The sequence below is a fragment of the Halodesulfovibrio aestuarii DSM 17919 = ATCC 29578 genome (genome assembly GCF_000384815.1).
GTDB lineage: Bacteria > Desulfobacterota > Desulfovibrionia > Desulfovibrionales > Desulfovibrionaceae > Halodesulfovibrio > Halodesulfovibrio aestuarii.
In genome coordinates this window covers 815,353-840,076 of the sequence record NZ_ARQF01000020.1, presented here as the reverse complement: position 1 = coordinate 840,076, position 24,724 = coordinate 815,353, and the positions used below count along the sequence as shown (strand labels likewise).

General features: G+C 45.6%; 20 protein-coding genes and 1 tRNA gene. 11 read left to right on the top strand and 10 right to left on the bottom strand.

All coding sequences use genetic code 11. From position 1 onward, the window contains the following. Positions 1 to 21: 21 nt before the first annotated feature. On the bottom strand, positions 22 to 3,258 hold the full coding sequence (gene carB / locus F461_RS0109710; RefSeq protein WP_020000962.1) for a carbamoyl-phosphate synthase large subunit: 3,237 nt from the start codon (positions 3,256 to 3,258) through the stop codon (positions 22 to 24). A gap of 398 nt (positions 3,259 to 3,656) precedes the next feature. On the opposite strand from carB, the gene hisH reads away from it, so the two are divergent. Both hisH and hisF read left to right on the top strand, forming a co-directional pair. After that, positions 3,657 to 4,298 carry an imidazole glycerol phosphate synthase subunit HisH gene (gene hisH / locus F461_RS0109705; protein ID WP_020000961.1) on the top strand — a complete coding sequence of 214 codons (642 nt, stop codon included), beginning with the start codon at positions 3,657 to 3,659 and terminating at the stop codon, positions 4,296 to 4,298. Beyond that, positions 4,288 to 5,067, top strand: a complete 780-nt coding sequence (gene hisF, locus F461_RS0109700) for an imidazole glycerol phosphate synthase subunit HisF (RefSeq protein WP_020000960.1) — start codon at positions 4,288 to 4,290, stop codon at positions 5,065 to 5,067. The genes hisH and hisF overlap by 11 nt, the downstream gene beginning before the upstream one ends. Positions 5,068 to 5,501: 434 nt before the next feature. On the opposite strand, the gene F461_RS0109695 is transcribed toward hisF, so the two are convergent. After that, positions 5,502 to 6,269, bottom strand: coding sequence for an exodeoxyribonuclease III (locus F461_RS0109695; RefSeq protein ID WP_020000959.1), 768 nt, complete (start codon positions 6,267 to 6,269; stop codon positions 5,502 to 5,504). Between the two features lie 234 nt (positions 6,270 to 6,503). On the opposite strand from F461_RS0109695, the gene F461_RS0109690 reads away from it, so the two are divergent. The 3 genes from F461_RS0109690 (at position 6,504) to F461_RS17610 (ending at position 8,801) form a co-directional block, all read left to right on the top strand. Further along, entirely contained in the window at positions 6,504 to 7,571 is a 1,068-nt protein-coding gene (locus F461_RS0109690; RefSeq protein WP_020000958.1) for a M24 family metallopeptidase, read from the top strand. 230 nt (positions 7,572 to 7,801) lie between these two features. Beyond that, on the top strand, positions 7,802 to 8,434 hold the full coding sequence (locus F461_RS17615) for a tetratricopeptide repeat protein (RefSeq protein ID WP_020000957.1): 633 nt from the start codon (positions 7,802 to 7,804) through the stop codon (positions 8,432 to 8,434). 7 nt (positions 8,435 to 8,441) lie between these two features. After that, entirely contained in the window at positions 8,442 to 8,801 is a 360-nt protein-coding gene (locus F461_RS17610) for a SpoIIAA family protein (protein WP_020000956.1), read from the top strand. A gap of 71 nt (positions 8,802 to 8,872) precedes the next feature. Here the strand turns inward: F461_RS17610 and F461_RS0109675 are convergent, their stop codons facing one another. Next, positions 8,873 to 10,087 (bottom strand): L-serine ammonia-lyase, encoded by a 1,215-nt coding sequence (locus F461_RS0109675; protein ID WP_020000955.1) that lies wholly within the window; start codon positions 10,085 to 10,087, stop codon positions 8,873 to 8,875. A gap of 491 nt (positions 10,088 to 10,578) precedes the next feature. On the opposite strand from F461_RS0109675, the gene F461_RS0109670 reads away from it, so the two are divergent. Beyond that, positions 10,579 to 11,805, top strand: a complete 1,227-nt coding sequence (locus tag F461_RS0109670; protein ID WP_020000954.1) for an OmpP1/FadL family transporter — start codon at positions 10,579 to 10,581, stop codon at positions 11,803 to 11,805. Positions 11,806 to 12,052: 247 nt separating this feature from the next. On the opposite strand, the gene asnS is transcribed toward F461_RS0109670, so the two are convergent. Continuing rightward, positions 12,053 to 13,438 carry an asparagine--tRNA ligase gene (asnS, locus tag F461_RS0109665; protein WP_020000953.1) on the bottom strand — a complete coding sequence of 462 codons (1,386 nt, stop codon included), beginning with the start codon at positions 13,436 to 13,438 and terminating at the stop codon, positions 12,053 to 12,055. Positions 13,439 to 13,856: 418 nt separating this feature from the next. On the opposite strand from asnS, the gene F461_RS0109660 reads away from it, so the two are divergent. The 4 genes from F461_RS0109660 to F461_RS0109645 all read left to right on the top strand — a co-directional run bounded on the left by F461_RS0109660 (position 13,857) and on the right by F461_RS0109645 (position 18,141). Further along, positions 13,857 to 14,639 (top strand): DsbA family protein, encoded by a 783-nt coding sequence (locus F461_RS0109660; protein ID WP_026364717.1) that lies wholly within the window; start codon positions 13,857 to 13,859, stop codon positions 14,637 to 14,639. A gap of 231 nt (positions 14,640 to 14,870) precedes the next feature. Continuing rightward, positions 14,871 to 16,013, top strand: coding sequence for an NADP-dependent isocitrate dehydrogenase (gene icd, locus F461_RS0109655; RefSeq protein WP_020000951.1), 1,143 nt, complete (start codon positions 14,871 to 14,873; stop codon positions 16,011 to 16,013). Positions 16,014 to 16,422: 409 nt separating this feature from the next. Next, a complete protein-coding gene (locus F461_RS0109650; protein WP_020000950.1) occupies positions 16,423 to 17,796 on the top strand; it encodes an ammonium transporter in 1,374 nt (457 codons plus the stop codon). A gap of 18 nt (positions 17,797 to 17,814) precedes the next feature. Then, positions 17,815 to 18,141 (top strand): P-II family nitrogen regulator, encoded by a 327-nt coding sequence (locus F461_RS0109645; protein ID WP_020000949.1) that lies wholly within the window; start codon positions 17,815 to 17,817, stop codon positions 18,139 to 18,141. 224 nt (positions 18,142 to 18,365) lie between these two features. Here F461_RS0109645 and aroE read toward each other — a convergent pair whose 3' ends face one another. Continuing rightward, positions 18,366 to 19,187 carry a shikimate dehydrogenase gene (gene aroE / locus F461_RS0109640; RefSeq protein ID WP_020000948.1) on the bottom strand — a complete coding sequence of 274 codons (822 nt, stop codon included), beginning with the start codon at positions 19,185 to 19,187 and terminating at the stop codon, positions 18,366 to 18,368. Between the two features lie 427 nt (positions 19,188 to 19,614). Then, entirely contained in the window at positions 19,615 to 21,351 is a 1,737-nt protein-coding gene (locus F461_RS0109635; RefSeq protein ID WP_020000947.1) for an AMP-binding protein, read from the bottom strand. A gap of 198 nt (positions 21,352 to 21,549) precedes the next feature. Between F461_RS0109635 and F461_RS0109630 the strand changes: the two genes are divergently transcribed. Then, a complete protein-coding gene (locus F461_RS0109630; protein WP_020000946.1) occupies positions 21,550 to 21,855 on the top strand; it encodes a Dabb family protein in 306 nt (101 codons plus the stop codon). 284 nt (positions 21,856 to 22,139) lie between these two features. Here F461_RS0109630 and F461_RS19190 read toward each other — a convergent pair whose 3' ends face one another. The 4 genes from F461_RS19190 to F461_RS0109610 form a co-directional block, all read right to left on the bottom strand. Continuing rightward, positions 22,140 to 22,574 (bottom strand): hypothetical protein, encoded by a 435-nt coding sequence (locus F461_RS19190; RefSeq protein ID WP_026364716.1) that lies wholly within the window; start codon positions 22,572 to 22,574, stop codon positions 22,140 to 22,142. After that, positions 22,567 to 23,565: a 4Fe-4S dicluster domain-containing protein gene (locus F461_RS0109620; protein ID WP_051089200.1), complete on the bottom strand. Its 999-nt coding sequence runs from the start codon at positions 23,563 to 23,565 to the stop codon at positions 22,567 to 22,569. The genes F461_RS19190 and F461_RS0109620 overlap by 8 nt, the downstream gene beginning before the upstream one ends. 321 nt (positions 23,566 to 23,886) lie before the next feature. Beyond that, positions 23,887 to 23,962: transfer RNA gene (locus F461_RS0109615), tRNA-Ala, on the bottom strand. 287 nt (positions 23,963 to 24,249) lie between these two features. After that, positions 24,250 to 24,711: a hypothetical protein gene (locus F461_RS0109610; RefSeq protein WP_020000945.1), complete on the bottom strand. Its 462-nt coding sequence runs from the start codon at positions 24,709 to 24,711 to the stop codon at positions 24,250 to 24,252. Positions 24,712 to 24,724: the final 13 nt, after the last annotated feature.

Sequence of the window (24,724 nt, the reverse complement as noted above, 5' to 3'; positions counted from 1 at the left end):
CTTCCAGCCTTTTACGGAGAATTATTCTCCAGCGTAGTATTCCTGCAAACTTTGAACTGTCAGTTCGCAATTTCTTTGTTCTGCTATGGCCATAGATATAGCACGAGCTCCGGAAACTGTTGTGGAGTAAGGCACTCCATAAATCAGTGCTTCCTGTCTAATGGACTTGGAATCCTGCACAGTGCGTTTACCAGAAGCCGTGTTCAAGAGCAGAGCTACTTCACCATTCTTTATAAAGTCAACTATGTTTGGTCGCCCTTCGTAAACTTTTGCAACTCTGGTTGCCGGAATGCCGTTTTCTATAAACAGCTTAGCGGAACCTGAGGTTGCGAGTACCTCGAATCCAAGATCAACAAAACGTTTTGCAACATCCAGAATGTATGGTTTGTCGCTGTCGTTAACTGAGATGAAGACTTTGCCTTCCTGAGGCAATACTTGTCCTGAGGCAACCTGTCCTTTCATGAACGCTTCATCAACTGTTTTTGCAATCCCCATTACTTCACCGGTCGAACGCATTTCAGGTCCGAGAAGGATATCAACACCAGGGAAGCGGGAGAATGGGAACACAGATTCTTTAACAGAAACATAGCCATGTTTGCGCATGGACCAAGGGTCGATATCGGTAAGTTTTTCACCCATCATAACCTGAGTAGCCAGACGCGGCAACGGTACGCCGGTTGCTTTAGATACAAACGGAGCGGTTCGGGACGCACGAGGGTTCACTTCAAGAATGAATACCTGTGCATCTTTTACCGCAAACTGAATGTTCATAAGGCCGATAACACGAAGCTCTTTAGCGAGTTCGATGGTCTGTCTGCGAATTTCACCTACAATTTCTGCGGGCAGAGTATGCGGAGGGAGAACACATGCGGAGTCACCGGAGTGGATACCTGCTTCTTCAATGTGTTCCATGATACCGGCAACATATACTTCGCTACCATCACTGATGGCATCCACGTCAACCTCGGTCGCGTTCTCAAGGAACTTGTCTAAGAGAATGGGGTGCTCAAGGTTGTTTGGAACATATTTTCCAAAGTATTCAGCAAGCTGCTCTTCATCAAATACAATTTCCATTGCGCGTCCGCCAAGTACGTATGAAGGACGGACAACAAGTGGGTATGTGATGGTCTTGGCTGCTTTGCGAGCTTCTTCCAAAGACATAACGGTCGCGTTTGCAGGCTGCCTGAGGTCAAGCTTTTTGATAAGTGCCTGGAAGCGTTCGCGGTCTTCTGCGCGGTCAATGGAGTCCGGATGAGTGCCAAGAATAGGCACGCCGGCGCGTAATAATGGCACAGCAAGGTTCAGCGGGGTCTGTCCGCCGAACTGGATGATCACTCCATCCGGTTTTTCCAGTTCTACAATGTTCATAACATCTTCGAAGGTGAGCGGCTCAAAATAGAGGCGGTCAGACGTATCGTAGTCAGTAGAAACTGTTTCAGGGTTTGAGTTTACCATAATGGACTGTACGTCCATGTCGCGCAGTGCAAAGGATGCATGACAGCAGCAGTAGTCAAACTCGATGCCCTGACCGATACGGTTAGGACCACCGCCGAGGATGATTACTTTTTTCTTGTCCGCAACTTCTATCTCGTTTCCTGTTTCGTAGGTTGAGTAGTAGTACGGGGTATATGCCTCAAATTCGGAAGCACAGGTGTCTACAAGGTAGTACACAGCTTCGAGTCCGAGTTCTTTACGCAGCTGGCGGATTGCTGTTTCCGGCTGCTTCCACATTTCTGCAAGCTGACGGTCAGAGAAACCGTACTCTTTAGCACGTTTCATCAGCGGGTAGAGCTCATCATTTTCAGGAGCAAGAGAGTTGGCAAGACCAAAATCTTTAATCTCTTCTTCCATTGTAATGATGTCTTTCAACTGGTGGAGAAACCAAGGGTCGATGTGGGTGATTTCGTGCATTTCTTCAATGGTCATACCAAGAAGGAATGCGTGGCGCAGAGCGAAAACGCGTTTGGAGTTTGGTGTACGCAGCAAGCCCATGATGTCTTCCAGTTCAGGAAGTTTTTCACGGTAATTGCTACCAAATCCAGCAACACCAACTTCAAGAGAGCGCATGCCTTTCTGGAAGGATTCTTTGAAGGTACGTCCGATAGACATAGCTTCACCGACACTCTTCATCGCGGTGTTCAGTTCGTCTTTCGCACCCGGGAATTTTTCAAAAGTAAAGCGAGGAAGCTTGGTTACGCAGTAGTCAATGGTCGGTTCAAAGGAAGCCATTGTCTCGCGGGTAATATCGTTAGGGATCTCATCAAGAGTGTATCCCACTGCAAGCTTTGCTGCAATTTTAGCAATAGGGAAGCCGGTGGCTTTAGATGCAAGAGCGGAAGATCGGGAAACACGCGGGTTCATTTCGATAACCACGAGGTCGCCGTTCTTAGGGTTTACACCGAACTGTACGTTTGAACCGCCAGTTTCAACACCAATTTCACGCATGATGGCGATAGAAGCATCACGCATTTTCTGGTATTCAACATCAGAGAGTGTCTGTGCTGGTGCTACTGTGATGGAGTCACCGGTGTGCACGCCCATCGGGTCAAGGTTTTCAATGGAACAAATGATAACGCAGTTGTCTGCTTTATCACGCATAACTTCCATTTCGTACTCTTTCCAGCCGATAATGGACTGCTCAAGAAGCAATTCTGACTGAATAGATGCTGCAAGACCCTGTGAGGCAATAGTCTCCAGATCTTCCATGTTGTAGGCAATACCGCCGCCTTTACCACCCATGGTAAATGCAGGGCGGATAATAATCGGGAAGTTCATTTCTTCGCCGATTCGACGCACGTCGTCCATGCTTCTTGCAATGTCAGAAGCGGGTACGCTGAGGCCGATGTTTGCCATTGCTTCACGGAAAAGCTCGCGGCTTTCCGCTTTTTCAATAACTGACTTGGTTGCCCCGATAAGTTCAACGCCACACTCTTCAAGTACGCCGGACTCTGCCACTGCAAGCGCAGTGTTCAAGCCGGTCTGACCGCCAAGTGTGGGCAGAAGAGCACAAGGTCGCTCTTTTCGAATAATCTCAGCAACCGTTGCAGGTTCAATTGGCTCAATATACGTCCGGTCGGCAAGCTCAGGGTCGGTCATAATAGTAGCTGGGTTGGAGTTAACCAACACAACCTCGTACCCTTCTTCTTTCAAGGCTTTAACAGCCTGAGTTCCGGAGTAGTCAAACTCACACGCCTGACCAATAACAATTGGTCCGGAGCCAATAACCATAATGCGCTTTAAATCTGTCCTTTTTGGCATGGTGGCAAAAATCTCTGGTTGTATAAGGTTGCACCTTCTCGGTGAAGACAGAAAATACTGTCGGGCACAAAAATAGCGGGAAAGAATTCCCCGCAAAGATTAATGACGTAAGAATCCGAGATTACCGTCAACCTGTAAAAGACAAGGAGCGGATTGAATCTCGTGCCCTCGCCAGAAATCTCCGTGTCTTACGTTAACGGAAATTAAAAAGCAAATAAAAAAAATTTTTCTTGGGATAAAATATAGCCTGCCGTGCAATGTAATGCAAGCTGTGCCCTAAATACTTGCTCTTCTCGTATCCGCCTGTTACTCCGAAGCTGATTCATTGTAAACTACAGCTGTATCCTGCAATTAAAACAGCGTAGAAGACCATCATACTACATAAGGAGGCCGCTCACATGCTCGCGATTCTTGAGTACAAAGCGGGGAACCAGACAAGTGTAAAGCGTGCGCTTGACCATCTCGGTATCCCAAATAAAATTACAGCAAACCCAGATGAAGTGTTGGCGGCTCATGGAATTATTTTCCCTGGTGTCGGTGCTGCCGGTCAGGCAATGGAAGAATTAGTAGCTTCCGGCCTTGAGGCTGTACTTCGTGATGCCATTGAGCAGGGAAAACCGTTGCTCGGTATCTGTGTTGGTTGCCAGATCATGCTTGATTACAGCCAGGAAGGTAATACCAAGACACTTGGCATTATCCCGGGTCAATGTAATCTATTTAATGAAGAATGGAAGGACGTGAACGGTGATCCGATTCGTGTTCCCCATATGGGTTGGAATAAGATTACTCAGCATAAACCATGCGAGTTGCTTAAAGGCATTAGCGATGAAGATGAATTTTACTTTGTGCATTCATACTTCCCTGAGCCAGACCCTGAGTACGTGATTGCAACGACACAATATGGATATGAGTTTTGTTCCATACACGGTGGTCCCGGCTTGTGGGCTGTTCAGTTCCATCCGGAGAAAAGTGGCCGTGCAGGGCTTCGCCTGATCAAAAACTTCTACAATTACTGCGAGGAGGCCGCTAATGCTAAGTAAACGTATTATCCCGTGCCTTGACGTACGCGATGGAAGATTGACTAAGGGTGTTAAATTTAAAGGTAACGTCGATATCGGTGATCCCGTAGAAACTGCCAAAAAGTACTACGAAGAGGGTGCCGATGAAATCGTGTTCTACGATATTACAGCGTCTCATGAAGGACGTGGTATTTTTCTTGATGTTGTAGAAAATGTTGCATCAACTATCTTTATACCGTTTTCCGTAGGCGGTGGCATCAATTCCGTACAGGATATGCGTGATGCCCTTAACGCTGGTGCAGAGAAGGTTTCCGTTAACTCCGGTGCTGTTAAAAATCCTGATATCATCAGTGAAGGCGCAGCTCGTTTCGGAAATCAGGCAATTGTACTCGGTATGGATGTAAAGCAGGTTCCGGTAACCGCAGATATCCCGTCCGGCTATGAAATCGTTATTCATGGTGGTAGAAAGCACATGAATATGGATGCGGTTGAATGGGCAAAAACCGCTGAAGCACTTGGTGCAGGCGAAATTTGCGTGAACTCCATCGATGCAGACGGAACGAAAGACGGTTACGAACTGAATCTTACCCGCACCATTGCAGAAGCCGTAAATATCCCTATCATCGCCTCCGGCGGTGCTGGGAATCCACAGCATATGTACGATGCCGTGACCAAAGGTAAAGCAACTGCAGCGCTCATCGCATCAATCGTTCATTATGGTGAATACACCATTCCTGAACTCAAGCGCCAGATGTCCGCCATGGGCGCAAAAATGCGCATGAGCTGGTAGAGACGGCACAGGTGGTGCCTCGGGCGCCTCTTTGAAGAGTCTCCCACGGGCAAGGGCTCTGCCCTGCACCCGCAAGGGGGACGCCCCCTTGACCGCGAAGTTGTTGTGACTTCAACTTGTTGTTTACTTCTTCATGCGGCTTAAATTCACTGACTTGAATAGCAAAAGGGCTATCCTACTTAAGTAGGATAGCCCTTTTTTTATCTCGAGAAAGGTAATGGAACATAAGTGGCAAGGTTAGCTAATAAAATGTGTTAGCCTCGCAACTAAAAAATTCTGGAGAGTCCAGCGAAGCATTTTTCAAAAGCGGTAGCTGTTCTCGAAGAATGAGAGATTACAGATAGTGACAGTGTAACATGTATTCTGGCTGCCGAAGGCTCGTCGAAGCTCCGGCGGAGACATAACAAGTACCGCAGGGTTGTCGAAGAAGGCAGTTAAATATCCAATTCAAGCCAGACAGGGCAGTGATCAGAGCCAAATTGCGTATCTTCGATCCATGCGTCCTTAATGGCATCTTTAAGTTCTTCAGAAACAAAGAAGTAGTCGATACGCCATCCGGTGTTGTTCTTGCGGGCGTTAAAGCGGTAGGACCACCATGAATATCGGTCTTTGGCATCTGGATTAACATGACGGAAAGTGTCCACGTAACCAGCCTCAACAAATTTGTCGAGCCACGCACGTTCAATTGGCAGGAAGCCTGAGGTGCCTTCGTTTGGCTTTGGCCGTGCCAGATCGATAGGTTTGTGAGCGGTATTGAAGTCTCCGCATACGACGATAGGCTTGGTTTTGCGCAGCTCCTCTGCGTGTTCGAGGAACGCGTCATAGAAACCGAGTTTATATTCTAGACGATCTTCACCGGCCTGTCCGTTCGGGAAGTATATGTTGAAATAGTGGAATGCCTCGAACTCAAGATGGATAACTCGTCCTTCACCCTGATATTTGGGGTCAGGAAGATCGTAGCTTACACTAAGCGGTTTGATTTTGGAAAAAACAGCCGTTCCAGAATATCCTTTTTTGATGGTAGAACCAAGCCAGTAGCTGTAAATGCCATCAGGATGTCTGTCTTCTTCGGCAATCTGCTCCGGCATTGCTTTGGTTTCTTGCACACCTATTACGTCTGCATCATTTTCTTTAAACCATTGCCACTCGGGTTTTTTCTGTACCGCGCGAAAGCCGTTCACATTCCAGGATGTAAGTTTCATTTCTATTTCCTCAAGCTGGTAAAATTTGCAGCCAGAAGGTAGCGTAGTGCATGTGTGTCGTCAATTAGGAATTATTCCTAATTTGAAGTAATTGCTTGATGTAAATCACGGGTATATGCTGGGGATATATAGATACAATCATAGGATCAAAGGCATGTTTATGAAAAATGCTGCTGTTTGATCTTTTTACTCCCCCTCATTTTGAAATTCTTCGTTGAAGGAGATAGATAGATTATGATTCAAGTATGCGGAGCAAGACGCGAAAAATTGCGCGCACTCATGGATGAAAAAGGGATTGATGCCCTTTTCATCAGTCACGAAACAAATCGTTATTACTTGTCTGGCTTTGAGTTGCATGACGGGCAGAAAAATGAATATGCCGGCTATCTGCTGATTACGAAGGACGGAAAAGATTGGCTGTTTACGGACTCCCGCTATTGGGACGCAGCAAAACGATTGTGGGATGAATCTCGAATTTATATTTACCGGACAAATGCTGCGGCTTCTATTAATGCCCATATAAAGCAGCTTGGCTATACGACAGTCGGATTTGAAGCCCGAACTATTCCGTATGCGTTTCAAAAAGCATTTGCTGATGATTTGCATTGCGTGGAAGGGGACGGGTTGGTGGAAGAGCTTCGCATGGTAAAGGATGACCATGAAATCGCGTGTCTTAACGAGGCTTGTGCGTTGAACCATAAGCTTATGCAGTGGGTTCCTTCTGTATGCAGACCGGGGCGGACTGAACAGGCTGTTGCGTGGGACATTGAAAAGTTTTTCCGCGATAACGGTGCAAGCGAACTGGCTTTTTCATCGATTGTTGCAGTGGGGCCGAATGCTGCGCTGCCTCACGCTATTCCGGGGCACACTGTGATTACTGAAGAGTGTCCGGTGCTTATTGATGTAGGGTGTCGTCTTAATGATTATTGCTCTGACCAGACCCGTACAATATGGGTAGGCTCAAGCCCTACAGACGAATTTAAGCGCACGATGGAGTTTGTCCGTACTGCGCAGGATGTAGCTATTGCAGCAATGGAACCCGGAATGCCAGTAAAAGAGGTTCATGCTATTGCGACTAATGTGTTTAAAGATGCAGGTGTCGCTGAATACTTTACGCATTCTTTTGGCCACGGTATCGGGCTGGAAACGCATGAAGCACCCTCTGTGAACATGCGTTCTGACGCTATTTTGAAACCGGGAATGGTCGTTACTGCTGAGCCGGGATTGTATTATCCGGAATGGGGTGGAGTTCGTTGGGAACACATGGTTCATGTGACTGAAAATGGTGTTGAACGAATGTGATTGACAGTACAGAATGTTTCCGTATCACGCTGCTGTCGTTAGTTTTCTAGACTTTATAATGCGTATGGTGCTTTATAGGTATCGTAGGTTTTTTGTTATCCTGATACTCCCTAGAATCCTTTCAGTTATCCCAACCCTAACCCGTTTTATCAACGTGTGCTTGTATCCTGAGTGCTACACTTATGTGTACTTGAAACAGGTACTCGTTCATGACCACGGGAGGGCATGGTATGACAAAGAAAATTCAATTTTTCGCACTGGTTTTATGTTTATGTTTGTGCAGCGTTTCAATCGCTTCAGCGGAGTATACTCAGCAGGATTGTGACAAATTCTATTTTTCTGCTCAGTATGATAAAGCCTATCAATGCCTTAGCTCGATGGCAGCAGAAGGTGATCCGCAGTCTCAGTTTAACTTGGCCGTTCTGTATCATTTAGGACAAGGTGTTGCTAAGGATACATCTAAGACAATCTATTGGCTGACACGTGCCGCTGAAAACGGGCATCCTAATGCTCAATTTGGTATTGGTGCCGCATACGAATCAGGTTTTGGCGTGGAACAAGATTTGGCTGAAGCAGTGAAGTGGTACAGCAAAGCGGCTAATCAGGGGCATGCAGCAGCGCAAACTAATCTGGGTGTGATGTACGGAAACGGCGAAGGTGTTGAAAGGAACTCTATTGAAGCGCTGAAATGGTTCAGACTTGCAGCATCAAGCGGAAGCAGCAAAGCAAGACGTAACGCCGAGGTTCTGGCACAATATATGTCCGACGAAGAGATCCTTGAGGCAGATACGATGGCAGCAGCGTGGGAACCAATTATATCTGAAAAAACGGATCCGCTTCTTAACCAATCAGTACATAAGTGAGGTCGGTATGTTAAAGCTTTTGGAAGGATTCGATGACACGACGCTCGCCGTGGAAGCACAGGGTGAAATTACACGTCAGGATTATGAAGACGTGATTATCCCACGTGTAAAAGAAATTTTGAAAACATATGAAAAGGTAAACTGCTTTATGCACTTTACTGAAGGCACAGAGTACTCTACGGGGGCATTGGCAACTGATGCTGTGTTTGGAATCAGACATCTTTTCTCGTGGAATAGAATTGCTATTGTGACAGATATTCACTGGATTCATAAAGCCGCTGGATATCTTTTGCCTATGATGCCGTTTGAAGCAAAATTATTTGTAGAAGATGAGTATGAATTAGCAAAAAAATGGCTTGAGGGGTAAGATGTACTTTGTAGCTTGTGAGGCTATATAGAAAAAGGGCTGCCCTGACATTGTCGGGACAGCCTTTTTTTCTACTTAGTAACGCCTCGTCCTGCGTATGCCTTGGCGAGTCCTCCTGTGGAGGTTTCACGGTAAAGGCTTGGCAGGTCGTGCCCTGTTTGTTTCATAACATGCACGACCTCATCAAATGTGATGTGGTGTGTGCCGTCAGAGAGAATGGCCATCTGCGCGCAGGACAGCGCACGTGTGGCAGCGCAGGCATTGCGTTCGATGCAAGGAATCTGCACCAATCCGTCAACCGGGTCACATGTGAGCCCCAGGTGGTGCTCCAGACCCATTTCTGCTGCATATTCAATTTGTCTCAATGTTCCGCCAAGCAATTCTGCTGCAGCCCCTGCTGTCATTGCACATGCGGAACCAACTTCGCCCTGACAGCCAACTTCTGCGCCGGAAATTGAGCCATTAAATTTAATGACATTACCGAACAGACCTGCGGTTGCCAGTGCCCGCAGAATATCATGGCGCGTCAGTTGCTGTTGTTTCTGCAAGTAATAGAGAACTGCTGGAACAACGCCACTGGCGCCGCATGTCGGTGAGGTGACGATGATTCCGCCACCTGCGTTTTCTTCTGATACAGCAAGCGCATAAGCAGTAATAAGCCCTGTCTGCTGCATTTCTTCGGAGGCACTGCGGCATCTTCTATAGAATCGCCATGCCTGTCTGCTAAGCCCGATGGAACCCGGTAATACACCTTGGTTTTCAAGCCCGCGTTTTACTGCTGTTTCCATTGTTTCCCAGACAGTCTCCAGAAAATCAAAAATAGTTTCCCCTTCGCATTCCACTACATATTCCCAGTACGTGATGCCTTTTTGCGAACAGTACTCCATAATTTCTTTGACTGTCGTGATCGGGTAAACAGCGTCGCTTTCTTTTTCCTCCTGCCCAAGCTCGCGGATTTCTCCGCCGCCTACGCTGAAGAAAGTCCGAGAACCTAACAGCTCTCCCTGTTTGTCAAACGCTTCAAATTCCATAGCGTTCGGGTGTTGAGGCAAACATTTTTCAGGATGCCATTTGATTGTCGTGTACTCCTTGCCGAGAACTTCCAGCACTGCCTGATCTGTAAGGTGTCCTTTGCCTGTGGCGGCAAGGCTTTCATACAGGTGTACAACATACCTGAAGGCATGCGTGTACTGTTGTAAAAAAAGTTCTGCTGCCCGTTTTGGGCCCATGGTATGGCTAGAAGAAGGCCCGACACCAATTCTGTACAATTCACGAATGGATTTCATAACAGTTCATCTCCATCTCAAATGTAGAACTGTCTGCCGCTCGACCCCAACAGTGCGGTTTAAACAATTTTTTACATTTGGGAGAAAACAATTTTAAGTATTCGACACCAGTGTCTTGCACACAATCAAAATCTCGGCTGAGAAGCAAGCTTTTCTCAAACGTTTTTTCTATCTTACTAGAATAGCTAAACACTGTTCATTCAGGTCTCGTGAGAATAGTATGCCCAATATAATTGTAACGATTTAAAAAAATATAGAGACGCTCTCTTTTATGTAGATGTGAGTGACACTCTCAAAAGTGTTTGCGATTGTCATTTGTAGTGTTTGCATGCTTCTAATTATCTGATTTTTCTTGCAAATTTAATGGGTAGCTATTAGGTGAGTGCTACTTCAATTTTATAAAAACGACTGAATTGAACGAGGGACAACATGATTATTGAAGCAACTAAGGGGAACGGTTGCTTTATCCTCAAAGCACATTAGGAGAGAATGTGACTCGTCGTGTAATCCAACTTATTGCTTTTTGTTTTATGCTAATAACTGCCATTTCTGCTCAAGCTGCAGGGTTTGGTATTTATGAATTCAGTGCCCGCGGGAACGCGCTTGGCAACTCTGTAATGGCTGGTAAAGCAGATCCTTCTTCTATTGCTGTTAACCCTGCACAGTTGGGTCAGCTTAAAGGAACCCAACTTGCTGCTGGTGTAACAGGAATTTACCCGAGTGCTACCGTAGAAATTGATTCTCCTGCACAAGATGCGGGCTCCTATGATGGTAAAAGTAGCCTTTGGACTATGCCGCATCTGTATGCAACTCATATGGTAAACGATCAAATTTCCTTAGGCGTGGGGGTGTTTTCACGCTTTGGTCTTGGCACTGAGTTTGACAGTGATTGGCCGGGTGCACCCGATGTGTACAAGGTGGAAATTAAGACAGTCTCCATTAATCCGCTTATTGCCTATAATGTAACCGATAATTTTACTGTTGCTGTCGGACCGGAGATCATGTGGTTTGACTTTATGCTTAAAAAGAAAACTGCTCTCGGTGCACAATTCGGTGATGCGAAGATGTACGGCGACAGTTGGGGCGTAGGTCTTGCTCTTGGAATGCGTTATCAGTGTACGGATTGGCTGTCTTTAGGCGCCAGCTATCGTTCTGAGGTAGCTCAGGATGTTAAAGGCGGAGTCAAGATGAAAGCTGGCAGCATGACCCTCAAGGATACCAGTGCGTCCGGAAAAATTACTCTGCCGGAGCAGATTGGTTTTGGTATTAATGTGAAGCCAATGGAAGACTTGAGTGTGGAAATTGGCGCTACATGGATTGGGTGGAGCAGCTACGACGAACTTAAAGTAGAATTCGATGGCGGTCCGTTTGTAAAGCAGAGCGACTATAAAGATTCTTGGCGTTACAATATTGGTGCGGAATACAATCTTACTGAAAACTGGGACTTACGTGCCAGCTATGTGTATGACGAATCTCCGCTTAACAGTAACAGTCTGAGCTACATGGTGCCTGCTAATGATCGTCACATTTTTGGTTTTGGCGTGGGTTGGCATGACGAAAACTGGTCTGTCGACGCAAGCTACTCTTACTTGATGATTGTAGACCGCTCTGCCTCTGTTGACGTAGCTAGAGCAAATACAACAATGTACACTCAGGATGTGGAATTTAAAGACGGTAACGCACATCTCATCGGTTTTACTGTCGGCTATAGGTTCTAACCAAATACCACAGAATTAAAGAGCAAAAGGGCTGTCCTTCGTACAAAGGACAGCCCTTTTTTATTTTATGATAGGTCGTGGAACGCAAGCCGCGAGGTTACGCAAACAACACGGTGAACTCGTAATAAAAAGCCTTTAGATATTTCTGATAACATTTCGCTTTAGAACGTTATGCGGGCCGCAGGAAGCAAGCATCCTAGACTAGACGAAGTCCGTCTGTTGAGACGTACGTATCTCGAAGCAACGTTTAGAACTCGATATGTTGCGGTGTACGTGGGAACGGAATCACGTCACGGATGTTGGTGATACCGGTCACGAGCATGAGCAGACGTTCGAAGCCCATACCGAAGCCGGCGTGCGGCACGGAGCCGAAGCGACGGAGGTCGGTGTACCACCAGTAGTCTTCAGGATTCTGGCCCATTTCGTTAATGCGCTCCAGAAGTACGTCCATACGCTCTTCACGCTGTGAACCGCCAATGAGTTCGCCGATACGTGGTACCAGAACGTCCATTGCTGCAACAGTTTTACCGTCGTCGTTCATGCGCATGTAAAATGCTTTAATATCTTTAGGGTAATCGTACACTATTACAGGTTTTTTGAAGTGTTCTTCTGCAAGATAACGTTCGTGTTCTGTCTGAAGATCAATGCCCCATTCAACAGGGAACTCCCATTTTTTCTTAGCAGCTAAAAGCAGTTCAACTGCTTCGGTATAGCTTACGCGTGCGAACGGTTCGTTGATGATGTTTTCAAGACGACCCATGAGCTCTTTGTCGACAAACTTAGCGAAGAGTTCGATGTCGTCAGCGCAGTTATCCAGAATATGCTTTACCACATACTTTGTCATTTCTTCTGCGAGATCCATATTGTCTTCGTTATCTGCGAAGGCAACTTCCGGTTCGATCATCCAGAATTCGGCAGCGTGGCGCGGGGTGTTGGAGTTTTCAGCACGAAACGTTGGGCCGAAGGTGTAGACCTTGCCAAGTCCCATTGCGAGTAGTTCTGCTTCAAGCTGTCCAGATACAGTGAGGTTTGCTTCACGACCAAAGAAGTCGTTTTCGAAAACAGAGCCTTCTTTAGGAACTTCTACGCCGGTTGCAGGTAATGTGGAAACCCTGAACATTTCACCTGCACCTTCGCAGTCAGAACCGGTGAGGATAGGGGTATGTACGTTAAAGAACCCTTTGTCCCGGTAAAATTTATGTATTGCGAATGCTGCTTCGGAGCGGATTCGGAATGCGGCACCGAATTTGTTGGTACGTGGGCGGAGGTGCGCAATCTGGCGAAGAAATTCATCAGAATGGCGTTTTTTCTGTAAAGGAAATTCGTCTGCATCTGCAGTACCGAGCAATTTGAGTTCTGTAACGCGAACTTCCCATTTCTGTCCTTTACCCGGAGATGGTACAAGTTCACCAAGCACTTCAACAGCTGCGCCGGTGGTTACATCTTTAATAATCTCGTAGGTCGGTATGGATTCGTCGACAATAGCCTGCAGGTTTTTAAGGCAGGAGCCGTCATTCAGCTCAAGAAAAGAAAAACCTTTTGCATCACGACGGGTACGTACCCATCCGCAAATTTTTACTTCTTTGGAAGCCTCTTCTGCCTGCAATGCATCAACAATGGGGGTTCTACGCATGTCCCTGTCTCCTTACAGTCGTATAGCGGTATACGAAACCATAGTTGGTATCGTTTTTTACTTGGTATTTACGCTCTATAACTGACTTGCAAGTCCACTGCAATTTGATATTACTTGCAGTTAGGAAGATATTCTCCTTCCTCTGTTTTTTTGAACTGTTGTCGTCACATTGAAATATTGCTGTTTGATAAGTAAAAATGAAAGGAGCAGGATGAGATTTGTAACAAGGAAAGTCTCCGTATGCTCTGAAATTGATATCAATTTGAAAAGAAAGGGCTTGCGTACTTGCAACGGCTTGGTGCAAACAGTACAGAAAATGTTGAGCGTTAACCTGAGTTCTCAACGCACTCTGATTCGCCTGTCACGACGATTCTTTTTTATGCATATTAACTTTCTGAAAGACCGGTCCGGAGGACATATGGTTCAAAGAATTTTTATGGCAGTATTTTCACTGCTGCTTTTGGTTCCGCAGAGTGTTTCTGCTGCTGGTACTCCTGAATTAAAAGCTCAAGTAGAATCCATCCTGCGTGATAACCCGGAAATTTTACTTAGTATTATTCGTGAAAACAGTGAGCAGGTGCTGACGGCACTGCGTGAAGGCAATTCTAAAGCAAAAATTGCTGCCATGAAGGCACAGTGGAAGCAGGATGTTGCTGTCCCTAAAGAAGTTGCAACTAAAGGCCGTGCGGTTCGTGGAAATGATGATGCGCCGATAACCATAGTTGCTTTTTCTGATTTTACATGCCCTTACTGTGAGCGGGCGGCCTTTACATTAAATAGTCTTATGTCGCACTATGGTAAAACCGTGCGATTTATTTTTAAGAATTATCCGCTTGTGTCCCATGAAAATGCGCGTCTGGCATCTCAGTATTTTGTAGCAGCAAATAATTTTGACTCTGAAAAAGCATGGAAGCTGTATGATGAGTTTTTTGCTAACCGTGAAACGCTTATTGCCGAGGGTGAGCCTTTCATGAAGAAAACTGCGAAGAAAGTAGGGCTTGATCCTGAAAAACTCGCTAAAGAAGCCCGCACAAAAGCTGTGAACGCAATTATTGATGAAGATATGGCAGACGCAAAAGCACTGGAACTGGAAGGGACTCCGTATTTTCTCGTGAATAATATTCTTATTCGTGGTGCTTTACCACTTGATTTGTACTCTGAAGCTGTTGAAATTGCATTGGATTATGAAAACAAGAAATAGAATTTGCATTTGAAACCTGCCTTGTTGCGGGTGTTATTGAGTATGCTAAGCCCTGAGTATCAGCTCGGGGCTTTTTTTATACATCGAGCTGGTTTACAAAAATGTAATAAAAAGAAGATATTAAACAAACGGAGTAAAATAGTGGAGTAAGAACTCTTGCAAAGTTGATATAGTTCAGGCTATCGTCCCGTCTCGAATTAGAAATTTAGCTTATGCTGGGAGGGTTCATCCGTGCAGAAAACAGTGTATTTTATCGAAGGCGACGGAATCGGCAAAGAAGTGTGGGCAGCCGCACGTCCGGTTCTTACTGCTGCGATTGAAAAAGCGTACGGCAAAGAACGTTCCTTGGAATTTGAGGAGCTTCTCGCCGGAGAAAAAGCATTTAATGAGACAGGTGAATACCTGCCGCAGGATACGTTGACTGCATTGCAGAATGCAGAACTTGCTATTAAAGGCCCGCTGATGACGCCTGTCGGGAAAGGATTCAGAAGCCTTAACGTTACCATGAGACAGACGCTTGACTTATACGCATGTATTCGTCCTATTCGCTACTATGATGGTATTGTGTCACCGGTAAAGCGGCCCGATCTTGTTGATATGGTTGTGTTCCGCGAGAATACTGAAGATGTTTATGCTGGTATCGAATTCGAATCCGGCAGCGATGAAGCAAAGCGCCTCATTGCATTCTTCCGTGATGAACTTGGCGTAACTGTGGATCCTACTGCTGGTGTCGGCTTAAAGCCGATTACTCCGAACGGCTCTAAGCGTCTTGTGCGTAAAGCCTTGGAGTTTGCGGTGGCACAGGGTAAGCCGAGTGTGACTCTTGTGCATAAAGGTAACATTATGAAATACACCGAAGGTGGGTTCCGCCAGTGGGGGTATGATGTTGCCAGTGAAGAGTTTGCTGGACAGACAACCACAGAAGATGCTCCGGCAGAGGGTAAAGTGGTTGTGAAAGACCGCATTGCTGACGCAATGTTCCAGGAAGCGCTTATTCGACCTGAGCAGTACTCCGTACTTGCCACTACCAACCTTAATGGTGACTACCTTTCTGACGCACTCGCTGCGCAGGTTGGTGGACTCGGCCTGGCGCCGGGTGTGAACATGTCCGATAAACTTGCGTTCTTTGAGGCGACTCACGGCACAGCTCCGACTATTGCCGGTAAAGACATGGCAAACCCCGGTAGTCTCATTCTTTCCGGTGCAATGATGCTCGAGCATATTGGCTGGACTGAAGCAGCTGACTCTATTCACGCAGCTGTAAGCAAGGCTATCTCTGAAAAAACTGTTACCTGTGACCTTGCTAGCCAGATGGAAGGCGCTAAGACCATCGGCTGTAAGGCATTTGGTGAACTGGTGGGAAGTCTCTTGTAGTCCTATTTATCCATATAAAGTTTTCAAAAGGGCGGCCTCTCTGGGGTCGCCCTTTTTTTATTGTATTATCCTTGGCAGCCATGAAGGTGGGGCGCCGGCGTATAGTTTGAAATAAACTGAAGCACATCCTGTTGCAGACGTTTAGCAGGTCTCTGAGGGATAATTTCTATGTTTTTGTCTCTATAAAAATACTAATCTATGCTTTTGAATCATGAGACAGAATTAGAAGAAAACAAAAATGTAGTTTTTTACAAAATTGTAAATTTGAATAAAAAAGCAAGCTTCAAAAATGTCGTTATTTACAAAATTGTAAAAACAAAAAAAACGTGGTGTAGTAAAAACAGGTAGTTACATTTTTGGCACAGAGTCTGCTTTATATTATGCAAAATCTAAAAAGCAGGAGGTTGCTATGTCTGTGTGCAAAGGCACGTTATCCCGAAATGGGTTGATTGCGGTAATGACAGTTTTGGCGCTTGGCGCAAGCGCATCGTTAGTACATGCTGAAGAAGAGGCTGTAGTGTATCTGACACAAACAAACGCGAACATAGTATGGACCCTGCTAGGTGCCATACTGGTAATGTTTATGCAGGCCGGATTCGCTATGGTAGAATGTGGTCTAACTCGATCTAAGAACGCGAGCAATATTCTCATGAAGAATATGCTGGATTTCGGCGTCGGTTCTATGCTGTTTGTTATGTTTGGTTACGGGTTAATGTTTGGTGCAGATTTTTCCGGAATATTCGGAACTGATGGGTTCTTCCTTTCTTCCATTCTTGCTCCGTCAGCTACAAGGGATTTCGATATTACATTCTGGTTCTTCCAGTCTGTATTTGCTGCAACGGCGGCAACTATTGTTTCCGGTAGTGTTGCTGAACGTACTAAATTTCACGCATACATTCTGATTAGTATTGTTATCACAGGGTTCATTTATCCTATCGCTGGACACTGGGCGTGGGGCGGACTTACCGGTAATGCCGGCTGGCTCGAATCGCTCGGTTTTATAGATTTTGCAGGCTCAACGGTTGTTCATTCTCTCGGTGGCTGGGTTGCGTTGGCTGGCGCAATGGCAGTTGGTCCACGAATTGGTAAGTACATGCCGGACAAAAAACCTCGTGCTATTCTTGGGCACAGCATGCCTATGGCTGGTCTCGGTGTATTTATTCTCTGGTTTGGCTGGTTTGGATTTAATGCTGGCTCAACAACAATGGCAGATGGCAGCATTGGCTACATTGCCCTTAATACAAGCTTAGCCGGCTGTGCAGGTATGATTACAGCTATGATTACTGTATGGGTCCGCTTTGGCAAACCAGAAGCATCTATGACCATGAACGGCGTTCTTGCCGGACTGGTAGGTGTAACCGCAGGGTGTAGTGAACTTTCACCGTTAGGTGCAATCCTTGTAGGTGCAATTTGCGGCGTAGCAGTTGTTTTGGTTATACACTTTATTGATTCCGTTCTATGCATTGATGACCCTGTAGGTGCTATCTCTGTTCACGGTGTCTGCGGTGCACTCGGTACCCTTAGTGTTGGCTTATTTGCATCACCGGATTTTGGCTCTGCAAGTGGATTTATCTATACCGGAGATCTGTCATTGTTCGGAGTCCAGCTTTTAGGCGTTGTCGTCTTCTTCGCATGGGCGTTCGGTGTTGGCACTGTATGCTTTAAACTTATTGATAAGTTGGTTGGATTACGCGTTAGCCGCGTTGAAGAAATTAAGGGACTGGATATTACCGAACATGGCTCAGAGGCCTACAACGGTTTCCAGATTTTTAGTGTCGAATAACCTGATTGGAGAAAAACAATGAAAAATGTCGTTGCTTTTATTAGACCAGAACGTCTCCCGCAGGTTAAGCAGGAGTTGTTCGCCAAGGATCTTTTTGGGTTGTCTGTGACAAATATTCTCGGTAGCGGCCAGCAGAAAGGTTTTACAGAAACCTATCGTGGCGTAACTGAGGAAGTTAACCTTCTTAAGAAACTGCGTATTGAACTTGTTGTTCAGGAAGAACGACTTAACGACGCTATTGCAGCCATTGAAAAAGGCGCCAGAACTCAGAATGAAGGTGATGGTATCATCTACTTTTATAACATCGAAGGCGTAAGACGAATTCGAACTGGCGAGGCATTGTAGCAGACAAAAGCTTCTTTGTAATAGCTGCGGATAACAAGCCATATCTGCATCAGATCCAATTGATTGAAGAAACGTAGAAAGGGTAGAGTGTAAAAACTCTACCCTTTTTTGTTGCAGAAAGAATAGGCAGGAGGGGCTTAGTGTGATGGCATAGAGGTAGATGCAGAATGGTGTGAGGTAAGAGGCAATCGTTATGCAGTAAAAATTTTGGAACAAGCGTAAAATTAAAGGCGTAAAAGATTTGAAACCAGCTTACGAATATGGTCGTGCGGAAGTTTTTTTCCAGTCCAGAGTCTGAATTGCTCAGCGCCCTGTGCGGCAAACATGTGCAAACCGTCAATTGTTTCCCAGCCGGCTTCTTTTGCCGCACGCAGGAATGTTGTTTCAAGAGGATTGTAGACAAGGTCATATGCTACGCCATGTTCTGTAAACATTTCTGCAAGATATGGTGTTTCGTTTACATGTTCTCCAGCCATACCCATAGGGGTTGTGTTGATGACAAGGTCTGCAACCACGGAACCTCGTTCATCCCACGTAATGGTGTTAACTTTGAACGTTGCTGCGAGTTTTTCAGCCCGTTGGAGTGTGCGATTGCAAATGGTGATGTCACTTGTACCGAGTTCCTGTAATCCTGCCAGAACAGCCTTTGCTGCTCCACCCGCACCAAGCACAAGTGCTTTTTTAGATGTATTTTTTTTGTCTTTGAGCGGGGCCATAAAGCCGAGAACATCTGTGTTGTCACCAACGATAAGATCTTTTTCCCAGTAGAGCGTATTCACAGCACCAACCGCACTTGCCCGTGGCGTAACTTTATCAACGTACCTCATGACAGTTTCTTTGTGCGGAATAGTAACACTTGCTCCGTGTATCGGCACGGTGCGGAAGCTTTTCATAAAGTCAGCAAGTTTCTCCGGCGGGGTTGGGAACGCCATGTATACCGATTGAAGGGAAAACATGTTGAACCCGCTATTGTGTAAGGCGGGGCTCATAGTGTGACCTAACGGGTGTCCGATGATTCCATATAATTTTTTTTGAGGAGCAGTCATGTTTCTTCCTTCTATGGGCAGCACGTTCTATGGCAGCACGTTGTGTATTACGTTTTTGGTGTGCCGTAGAGTGTAGCGAAGAAAAAAGTTAAGGTACAGAGCGTGTAGCTGTTGTCAGCAATAAAAAAAGCGGAGTGCTAAGCGCTCCGCTTTAGAAATATGGGTTTTGGGGAGCCACCCCTTGCCATGAAATACCTATGAAAGAAAGAAGGTACTCTTAATTAAGCAAACAGCGTGCCAACTTTTTGGAATGGCGTGTTTTTTGTAAAAGAACTGTAAAATCAGTAGGTAAGGTGTGTCTGCCGTTAGGCGTTAGCCTTTAAAAATGTAAAGTAATTTATACTCCGTAAAATGCTTCTGCTATTAGCAGGGAAAAGCTGCAAAAAATTTGAACTGGAGGAGGTTATGCTCTGTGCCAGAAAATGTACTAGTCTACATACAGGTAGCGTTTAATTTTTTGTGTCGGCGTTTTTTCAAACGGTTCAGTCTGCTCTGTCACTTTCATAATGCGTGAGAAACCGGCAACTTTGCTGTTTACGTTGGTACGAATTTCTTCAAGCAGCTTCAAAACTTTTTCTTCAAGCTTTGTTGCATGCAATGAACCGAACTCTTCGTCAATTTTATTTCTATCAAGGTGAATGCGGGCGATAAGCTTTCTATCCTGCTCATATACAATAGTCTCCAGCACCCATGGGGACTGCATGATCATGCCTTCAAGTTCTTCAGGATAAATGTTTTCACCGCTTGGACCTACAATAACATTTTTGAGGCGTCCTCGGATGTAGAGGAATTTATCACTATCAAATTTACCCAGATCACCAGTGCGGAACCAGCCATCTTGCGTAAACACGGATTTAGTAATCTCCGGCGCTTTGTAATACTCCCGCATAATGCTGGGCCCTTTTGCGAGAATTTCACCTTCACCAGTTTCTGGATTCGGGTCATCAATTTTCAGTTCAACACCATCAAGACTATAGCCTGTAGATAAGAGACGGGTTTCTGCTGGGCCGGAACCTGCAAGCAACGGGCTGGTTTCCGTTAACCCGTATCCGATAGCGTACGGGAAGTGGGCTTCCTTTAAGAAACGTTCAACTTCAGGTGCAATTGCAGCGCCACCGATACAGAAAACTCGTAGGCTGCCGCCAAAAGTTTCCAGCAATTTTTTACCGGCAATAGCATGTAATTTAGGACGCGCAAATTTATACAGCAGTCGTTTTGCCCAGCTGCTTGTAAGTTTGGGTAAAATTGCAGTCTTGAAGATTTTCTCAATGACAAGCGGGACTGATAACATGACTGTAGGCTTAACTTGAGCCATAGCAGGCAGTAATGCGCGTGCTGTAGGCGGCTTGTCCAGGTAGTTAATATGTGCACCGTTCATCAGGGGTAAAATTAAACCGAGAGTACACTCATATGTATGGGAAAGGGGAAGGATAGAAAGTAGTCTGTCTCCGGGGCCTAGCTCAACAATAGTACGGACGGCATATGCGTTTGCAACAATATTGCTGTGAGTAAGAACAACCCCTTTGGAGTGCCCTGTGGTACCGGAGGTGTAAATAATCGCAGCAACATCGTCTGGTGAAACGGTGTTTCCTGCAGAAAAAAGACTGATTGTGCCTTTGATTTTGTCTGCGTGATCGCGGTCGATGAACTTTTGTGTCAGGTCGCGCGCTTTATCCATAATAGAGCGGAATTCACGCAAACCTAATTTTTTTAATTCCTTCAGCTTTTGTGGCTCTTCATCAATAGCAACCGGAGAAAAGGTTTCCATCAGGAACAGTGTAGGCGGTTCATCATATTGGCCGTCTTCAACTTTGTTAAACAGTTTTTGAGAAACAATAACAGCGGTTGCTTCAGAATGGCGGATGATATGATGGATGGCATCCGGATGAAAGTCCGGAAGGATAGGAACAGCTACTGCACCCATAGTGGTAATTGCAAAATATGCAATGCCCCAGTTCGGTGTACTCTCACTTAATATTGCAACTTTGTCACCGGCAACGACGCCATGCTTGGCAAGAAGGCCCTGCAAGCCCTGAACGGCGGCCGCAAACTCTTTGTAGGTGACAGGAACTCCACCAACATTTGAGAGCGCCGGTTGATCTGAAAATAAATCAGCACTGCGCTCGAGCATTGCGGTGAGGGTATATGTAGTAAGTGGGTACATGGGCGCTCCGTAAAAGATAATCCTTTTAAAACAATGAATACTGTTCACTGCTAAACGAACTGTCTGTACGCGAAGATTGACAAGTCTGCAATGCTGTCTGTTGCATTCGTGTTGTCTGTAACGGCATGCCAATTGACCTTTTTGTCCCTTTAAGCATATGGAACAAGGTACAACATTATTTTATAGAAGGACAATCTCATGATTAAGCATATCGTTTGGTTTACTCTTAAAGAAGAGGCAGAAGGTGCATCCGCCGCAGATAATGCAGCCAAAATTGTAGCAATGCTTCGTGATCTTGAAGGAAAAATTCCTTCTCTTAAAACTCTCGACGTCTCTATGGAGTTTGCAAGCACTACTACTGAAGATGTACAGGTAATCCTCCTTTCTACGCACGATGATGAAGCAGGCCTTGCAGGCTACGCGAACCACCCGTTGCACGTAGAATGTGGAACATTTATCAAAAAAGTTGTTTCTTCACGAAAAGCTATTGATTTCGTAGTGTAGTGGGACTGCTGCCTATGGCTTAAGCATTTCCTAAACTTTTATTCCGTGAATAACGCTCGTTTTTAATTTTTTTACGCGCTGTTATTTCACTGACTCGAATAGCAAAAGGGCTGTCCTATGTATGTAGGACAGCCCTTTTTTTCGATAGATAGTAGGGACTAAGCTGCAAAATTTCGTAGATAATTTTCTAAAATCACATCTCGGGATTTTTGAAGATCCCTAACTTGCTCTATTAGAAAGGGTCATAGGCCGCCGGAGACAAAAAACTCCGCGGATGGAAAAACTTATTCTATGACGTAATCCTTGCGACCGGTTTGCGCACTCCAGATGGCGGCTACACCGAGCAATATGGCGAAAAGCAGATGCGTCCAGTCGATGAGCATGGTGGATGTTGGTGAAAAGTGCACATCAGGTAGATTTTTTATTACACGTACGTAGCCCGTGATTATAAGCAGGGCGAGAAGTATGATGCGAAGCTTGCCTGACGCTGTCAGCTTGCGCTGTTTGGCTAACCATAATGTTGTGAACCATGCGATCATGAACATGAGGACAGCTGCGCCTATATAATGCACCCAATGGACAGTGAAAGGCTGTCCTAACCATGCGAGACCGGGAATATCTGCAATGTAGTAGCGTTTGAATATTGGCATCTGGCCCATGCCGGTTATGGCCATGAGTGTCATTACGGGCACCCAGAGTTTTCGAAGAATGTTAGTCATTGTTCTTTTCCTTGCGTGCATCAGAGAGAACTTTAAGTACGCCTGCTGCGACACCGGCGATTGGAGCGGCAATAAGTGCTGATGTAAGTGTTTCTTCCTTCGCCATGGAGTTCTCCACCGGCGCAAGATGCGGCTTCCCCTTACCTTTTTCAATGGCTTTGTTGAGCTTTTCGAATGGTACTGGAGATACATATATTGTGTTGGTGCCGCCGTTTTCTTCAAGTCCGTAGATGAATCCATTCATAGAAGCTGCAAGATCTTTTGCATAGGCGATCATTTTGCTGCGGGAGCCTATGCGCTGCACATTTTCCGGACAGACGGTGATGCATGCGGGCTGCTCGCCTTGTGCTATTTTATCGTAGCAACGGTCGCACTTGAGCATGGTTCCGTTTCCTGCAAAGCGGGGGAGAAGGTTTAAGTATAGACCTGCACCACTTTGGCGTTGTGGAATATGCCAAGGGCAGACCGTTCGGCATTTGGCGCCACCAAGGCAAATATCTTCGCTGATGCGGACTATGCCTGAATCTTCTTTGCGCGCAGCGCCCCATGGACAGAGGTTTGCGCACGGCGGGTTGGTACAATGCAGACAGCGGCGCGGAATATTAATTTCGTATTCTTCGTTGTTGTGTTCCACTTCTGCTGTCTGAATGTAGAGCCAGTTGTACGGGGTGAGCCGGTCGTCCACATCTTTTTTATCTGACCAGTCCTCAACTTTTACGCGTGGAGGAAACATCTTCGGAATAGGTTTGGATACCGTAGGAAACTTATGTGCGTTGGAGTCTTTGCAGGCAGCAACACATTCCCCGCAGCCGATACATTTTGATATATCGAGTACGGTCATAAGTTCTTCTTTAGGTTGTTTTGTTTGAGCTTCAGCAGGGCGCACCGTAGAGGCACATGCAGTAGCTCCGGCAGCTCCGAAAACTTTTAGAAAGGACCTTCGGGAGATCGGCAAATTGGATGATGTTTTATTTATAGATGACTTTTTCATGTTACTACCTGTGAATTGTGTAAGGTCTGACGGATAAATTTTTTGAGCTGGCGTATACTGTGAAATAGTGGAGGGCATGTCTGTATGAGTAGCAAGGGGTTAGCGCATCATGAAACAGTATAGTTGGTGACAGCGTATCCGTATGCTCTGTAATTCGCGGGTTGGTTGCAATGATCTAGGTTAAGATAACTCGCTGTATGAAAAAAGTGTAGCAAGGATTGAACGGACGAGCTGTTATCGATCTTTTTGAGGGGGAGGGAAATGTGTGTTGGGAATACAAAAAAAGCTTACAGATTTCTCTGTAAGCTTTTAAATTCAATGTGGTGGAGCTAAACGGGGTTGAACCGATGACCTCTTGACTGCCAGTCAAGCGCTCTCCCAACTGAGCTATAGCCCCACATCGTGTGAAGTCGGTGTTTATCGGATTGTGAGTCTTCTTGTCAATATGAAAATGAAAAAAAGCTGAAAACAGGTGAGGTGATTAGTGAAAAATAACTTTGCGGAATAAAAAATGAACATGTCAAAAAAATAGCAGAAAAAAGTAAAGGCAAATTGCAGGATGTCGATATGCTTTGTAACTAAAGACGTTTTATTACCTATGGGGATAACCTCCCAAAAAAAGGCGACCAGTTGCGAGGTCGCCTTTTTTTGGGAGGTTTTTTTAGATTCAACGTCGGAGGTGCGTTAGTTTGAGATAAGATTTTGAAAAATAACGTTGTATGTTGAGCGTATTGAAAGCGCTAGCTTTAACGTTATGTATTCTCTTCGTTCAGAGTCATTAACAAGTTCATCTGTTAAGAAATCTGCGACATTAGAAAAATTCGTTATCCCGTGCTCTGCAAGCAGGGTGTTGAATACTTCGATGCTACGGTACAACATGGTAGCGTTTCCGGCGGCGTCCATTTTCAGTTTTTTTACTTCGCAGTAATCTGAAAAATAGAGCTCATAGTCATCTGGAAACGACTGTTTTAGCGCGAGCTTCCAGAGAGCATAAAACAGCGCAGTAAGCTCATGCTTTGCTTTTTTCTTACGAAGAAAATGAAATTTTCCCAGTTCAAAAACTGTGAGTTCGTCATTCACATCGTAGGTATCAAGCAGTGCATCAAAGTTGTCGAATAAATCGGATTCAGAGTAAACTGGCAGCACTAATTGCACCATC

Coding starts and splice junctions, on each gene's coding strand:
- carB (WP_020000962.1), bottom strand. CDS start 3,258: ATGCCAAAAAGGACAGATTTAAAGCGCATTATGGTTATTGGCTCCGGA.
- hisH (WP_020000961.1), top strand. CDS start 3,657: ATGCTCGCGATTCTTGAGTACAAAGCGGGGAACCAGACAAGTGTAAAG.
- hisF (WP_020000960.1), top strand. CDS start 4,288: ATGCTAAGTAAACGTATTATCCCGTGCCTTGACGTACGCGATGGAAGA.
- F461_RS0109695 (WP_020000959.1), bottom strand. CDS start 6,269: ATGAAACTTACATCCTGGAATGTGAACGGCTTTCGCGCGGTACAGAAA.
- F461_RS0109690 (WP_020000958.1), top strand. CDS start 6,504: ATGATTCAAGTATGCGGAGCAAGACGCGAAAAATTGCGCGCACTCATG.
- F461_RS17615 (WP_020000957.1), top strand. CDS start 7,802: ATGACAAAGAAAATTCAATTTTTCGCACTGGTTTTATGTTTATGTTTG.
- F461_RS17610 (WP_020000956.1), top strand. CDS start 8,442: ATGTTAAAGCTTTTGGAAGGATTCGATGACACGACGCTCGCCGTGGAA.
- F461_RS0109675 (WP_020000955.1), bottom strand. CDS start 10,087: ATGAAATCCATTCGTGAATTGTACAGAATTGGTGTCGGGCCTTCTTCT.
- asnS (WP_020000953.1), bottom strand. CDS start 13,438: ATGCGTAGAACCCCCATTGTTGATGCATTGCAGGCAGAAGAGGCTTCC.
- F461_RS0109660 (WP_026364717.1), top strand. CDS start 13,857: ATGGTTCAAAGAATTTTTATGGCAGTATTTTCACTGCTGCTTTTGGTT.
- F461_RS0109650 (WP_020000950.1), top strand. CDS start 16,423: ATGTCTGTGTGCAAAGGCACGTTATCCCGAAATGGGTTGATTGCGGTA.
- F461_RS0109645 (WP_020000949.1), top strand. CDS start 17,815: ATGAAAAATGTCGTTGCTTTTATTAGACCAGAACGTCTCCCGCAGGTT.
- aroE (WP_020000948.1), bottom strand. CDS start 19,187: ATGACTGCTCCTCAAAAAAAATTATATGGAATCATCGGACACCCGTTA.
- F461_RS0109635 (WP_020000947.1), bottom strand. CDS start 21,351: ATGTACCCACTTACTACATATACCCTCACCGCAATGCTCGAGCGCAGT.
- F461_RS0109630 (WP_020000946.1), top strand. CDS start 21,550: ATGATTAAGCATATCGTTTGGTTTACTCTTAAAGAAGAGGCAGAAGGT.
- F461_RS19190 (WP_026364716.1), bottom strand. CDS start 22,574: ATGACTAACATTCTTCGAAAACTCTGGGTGCCCGTAATGACACTCATG.
- F461_RS0109620 (WP_051089200.1), bottom strand. CDS start 23,565: ATGAAAAAGTCATCTATAAATAAAACATCATCCAATTTGCCGATCTCC.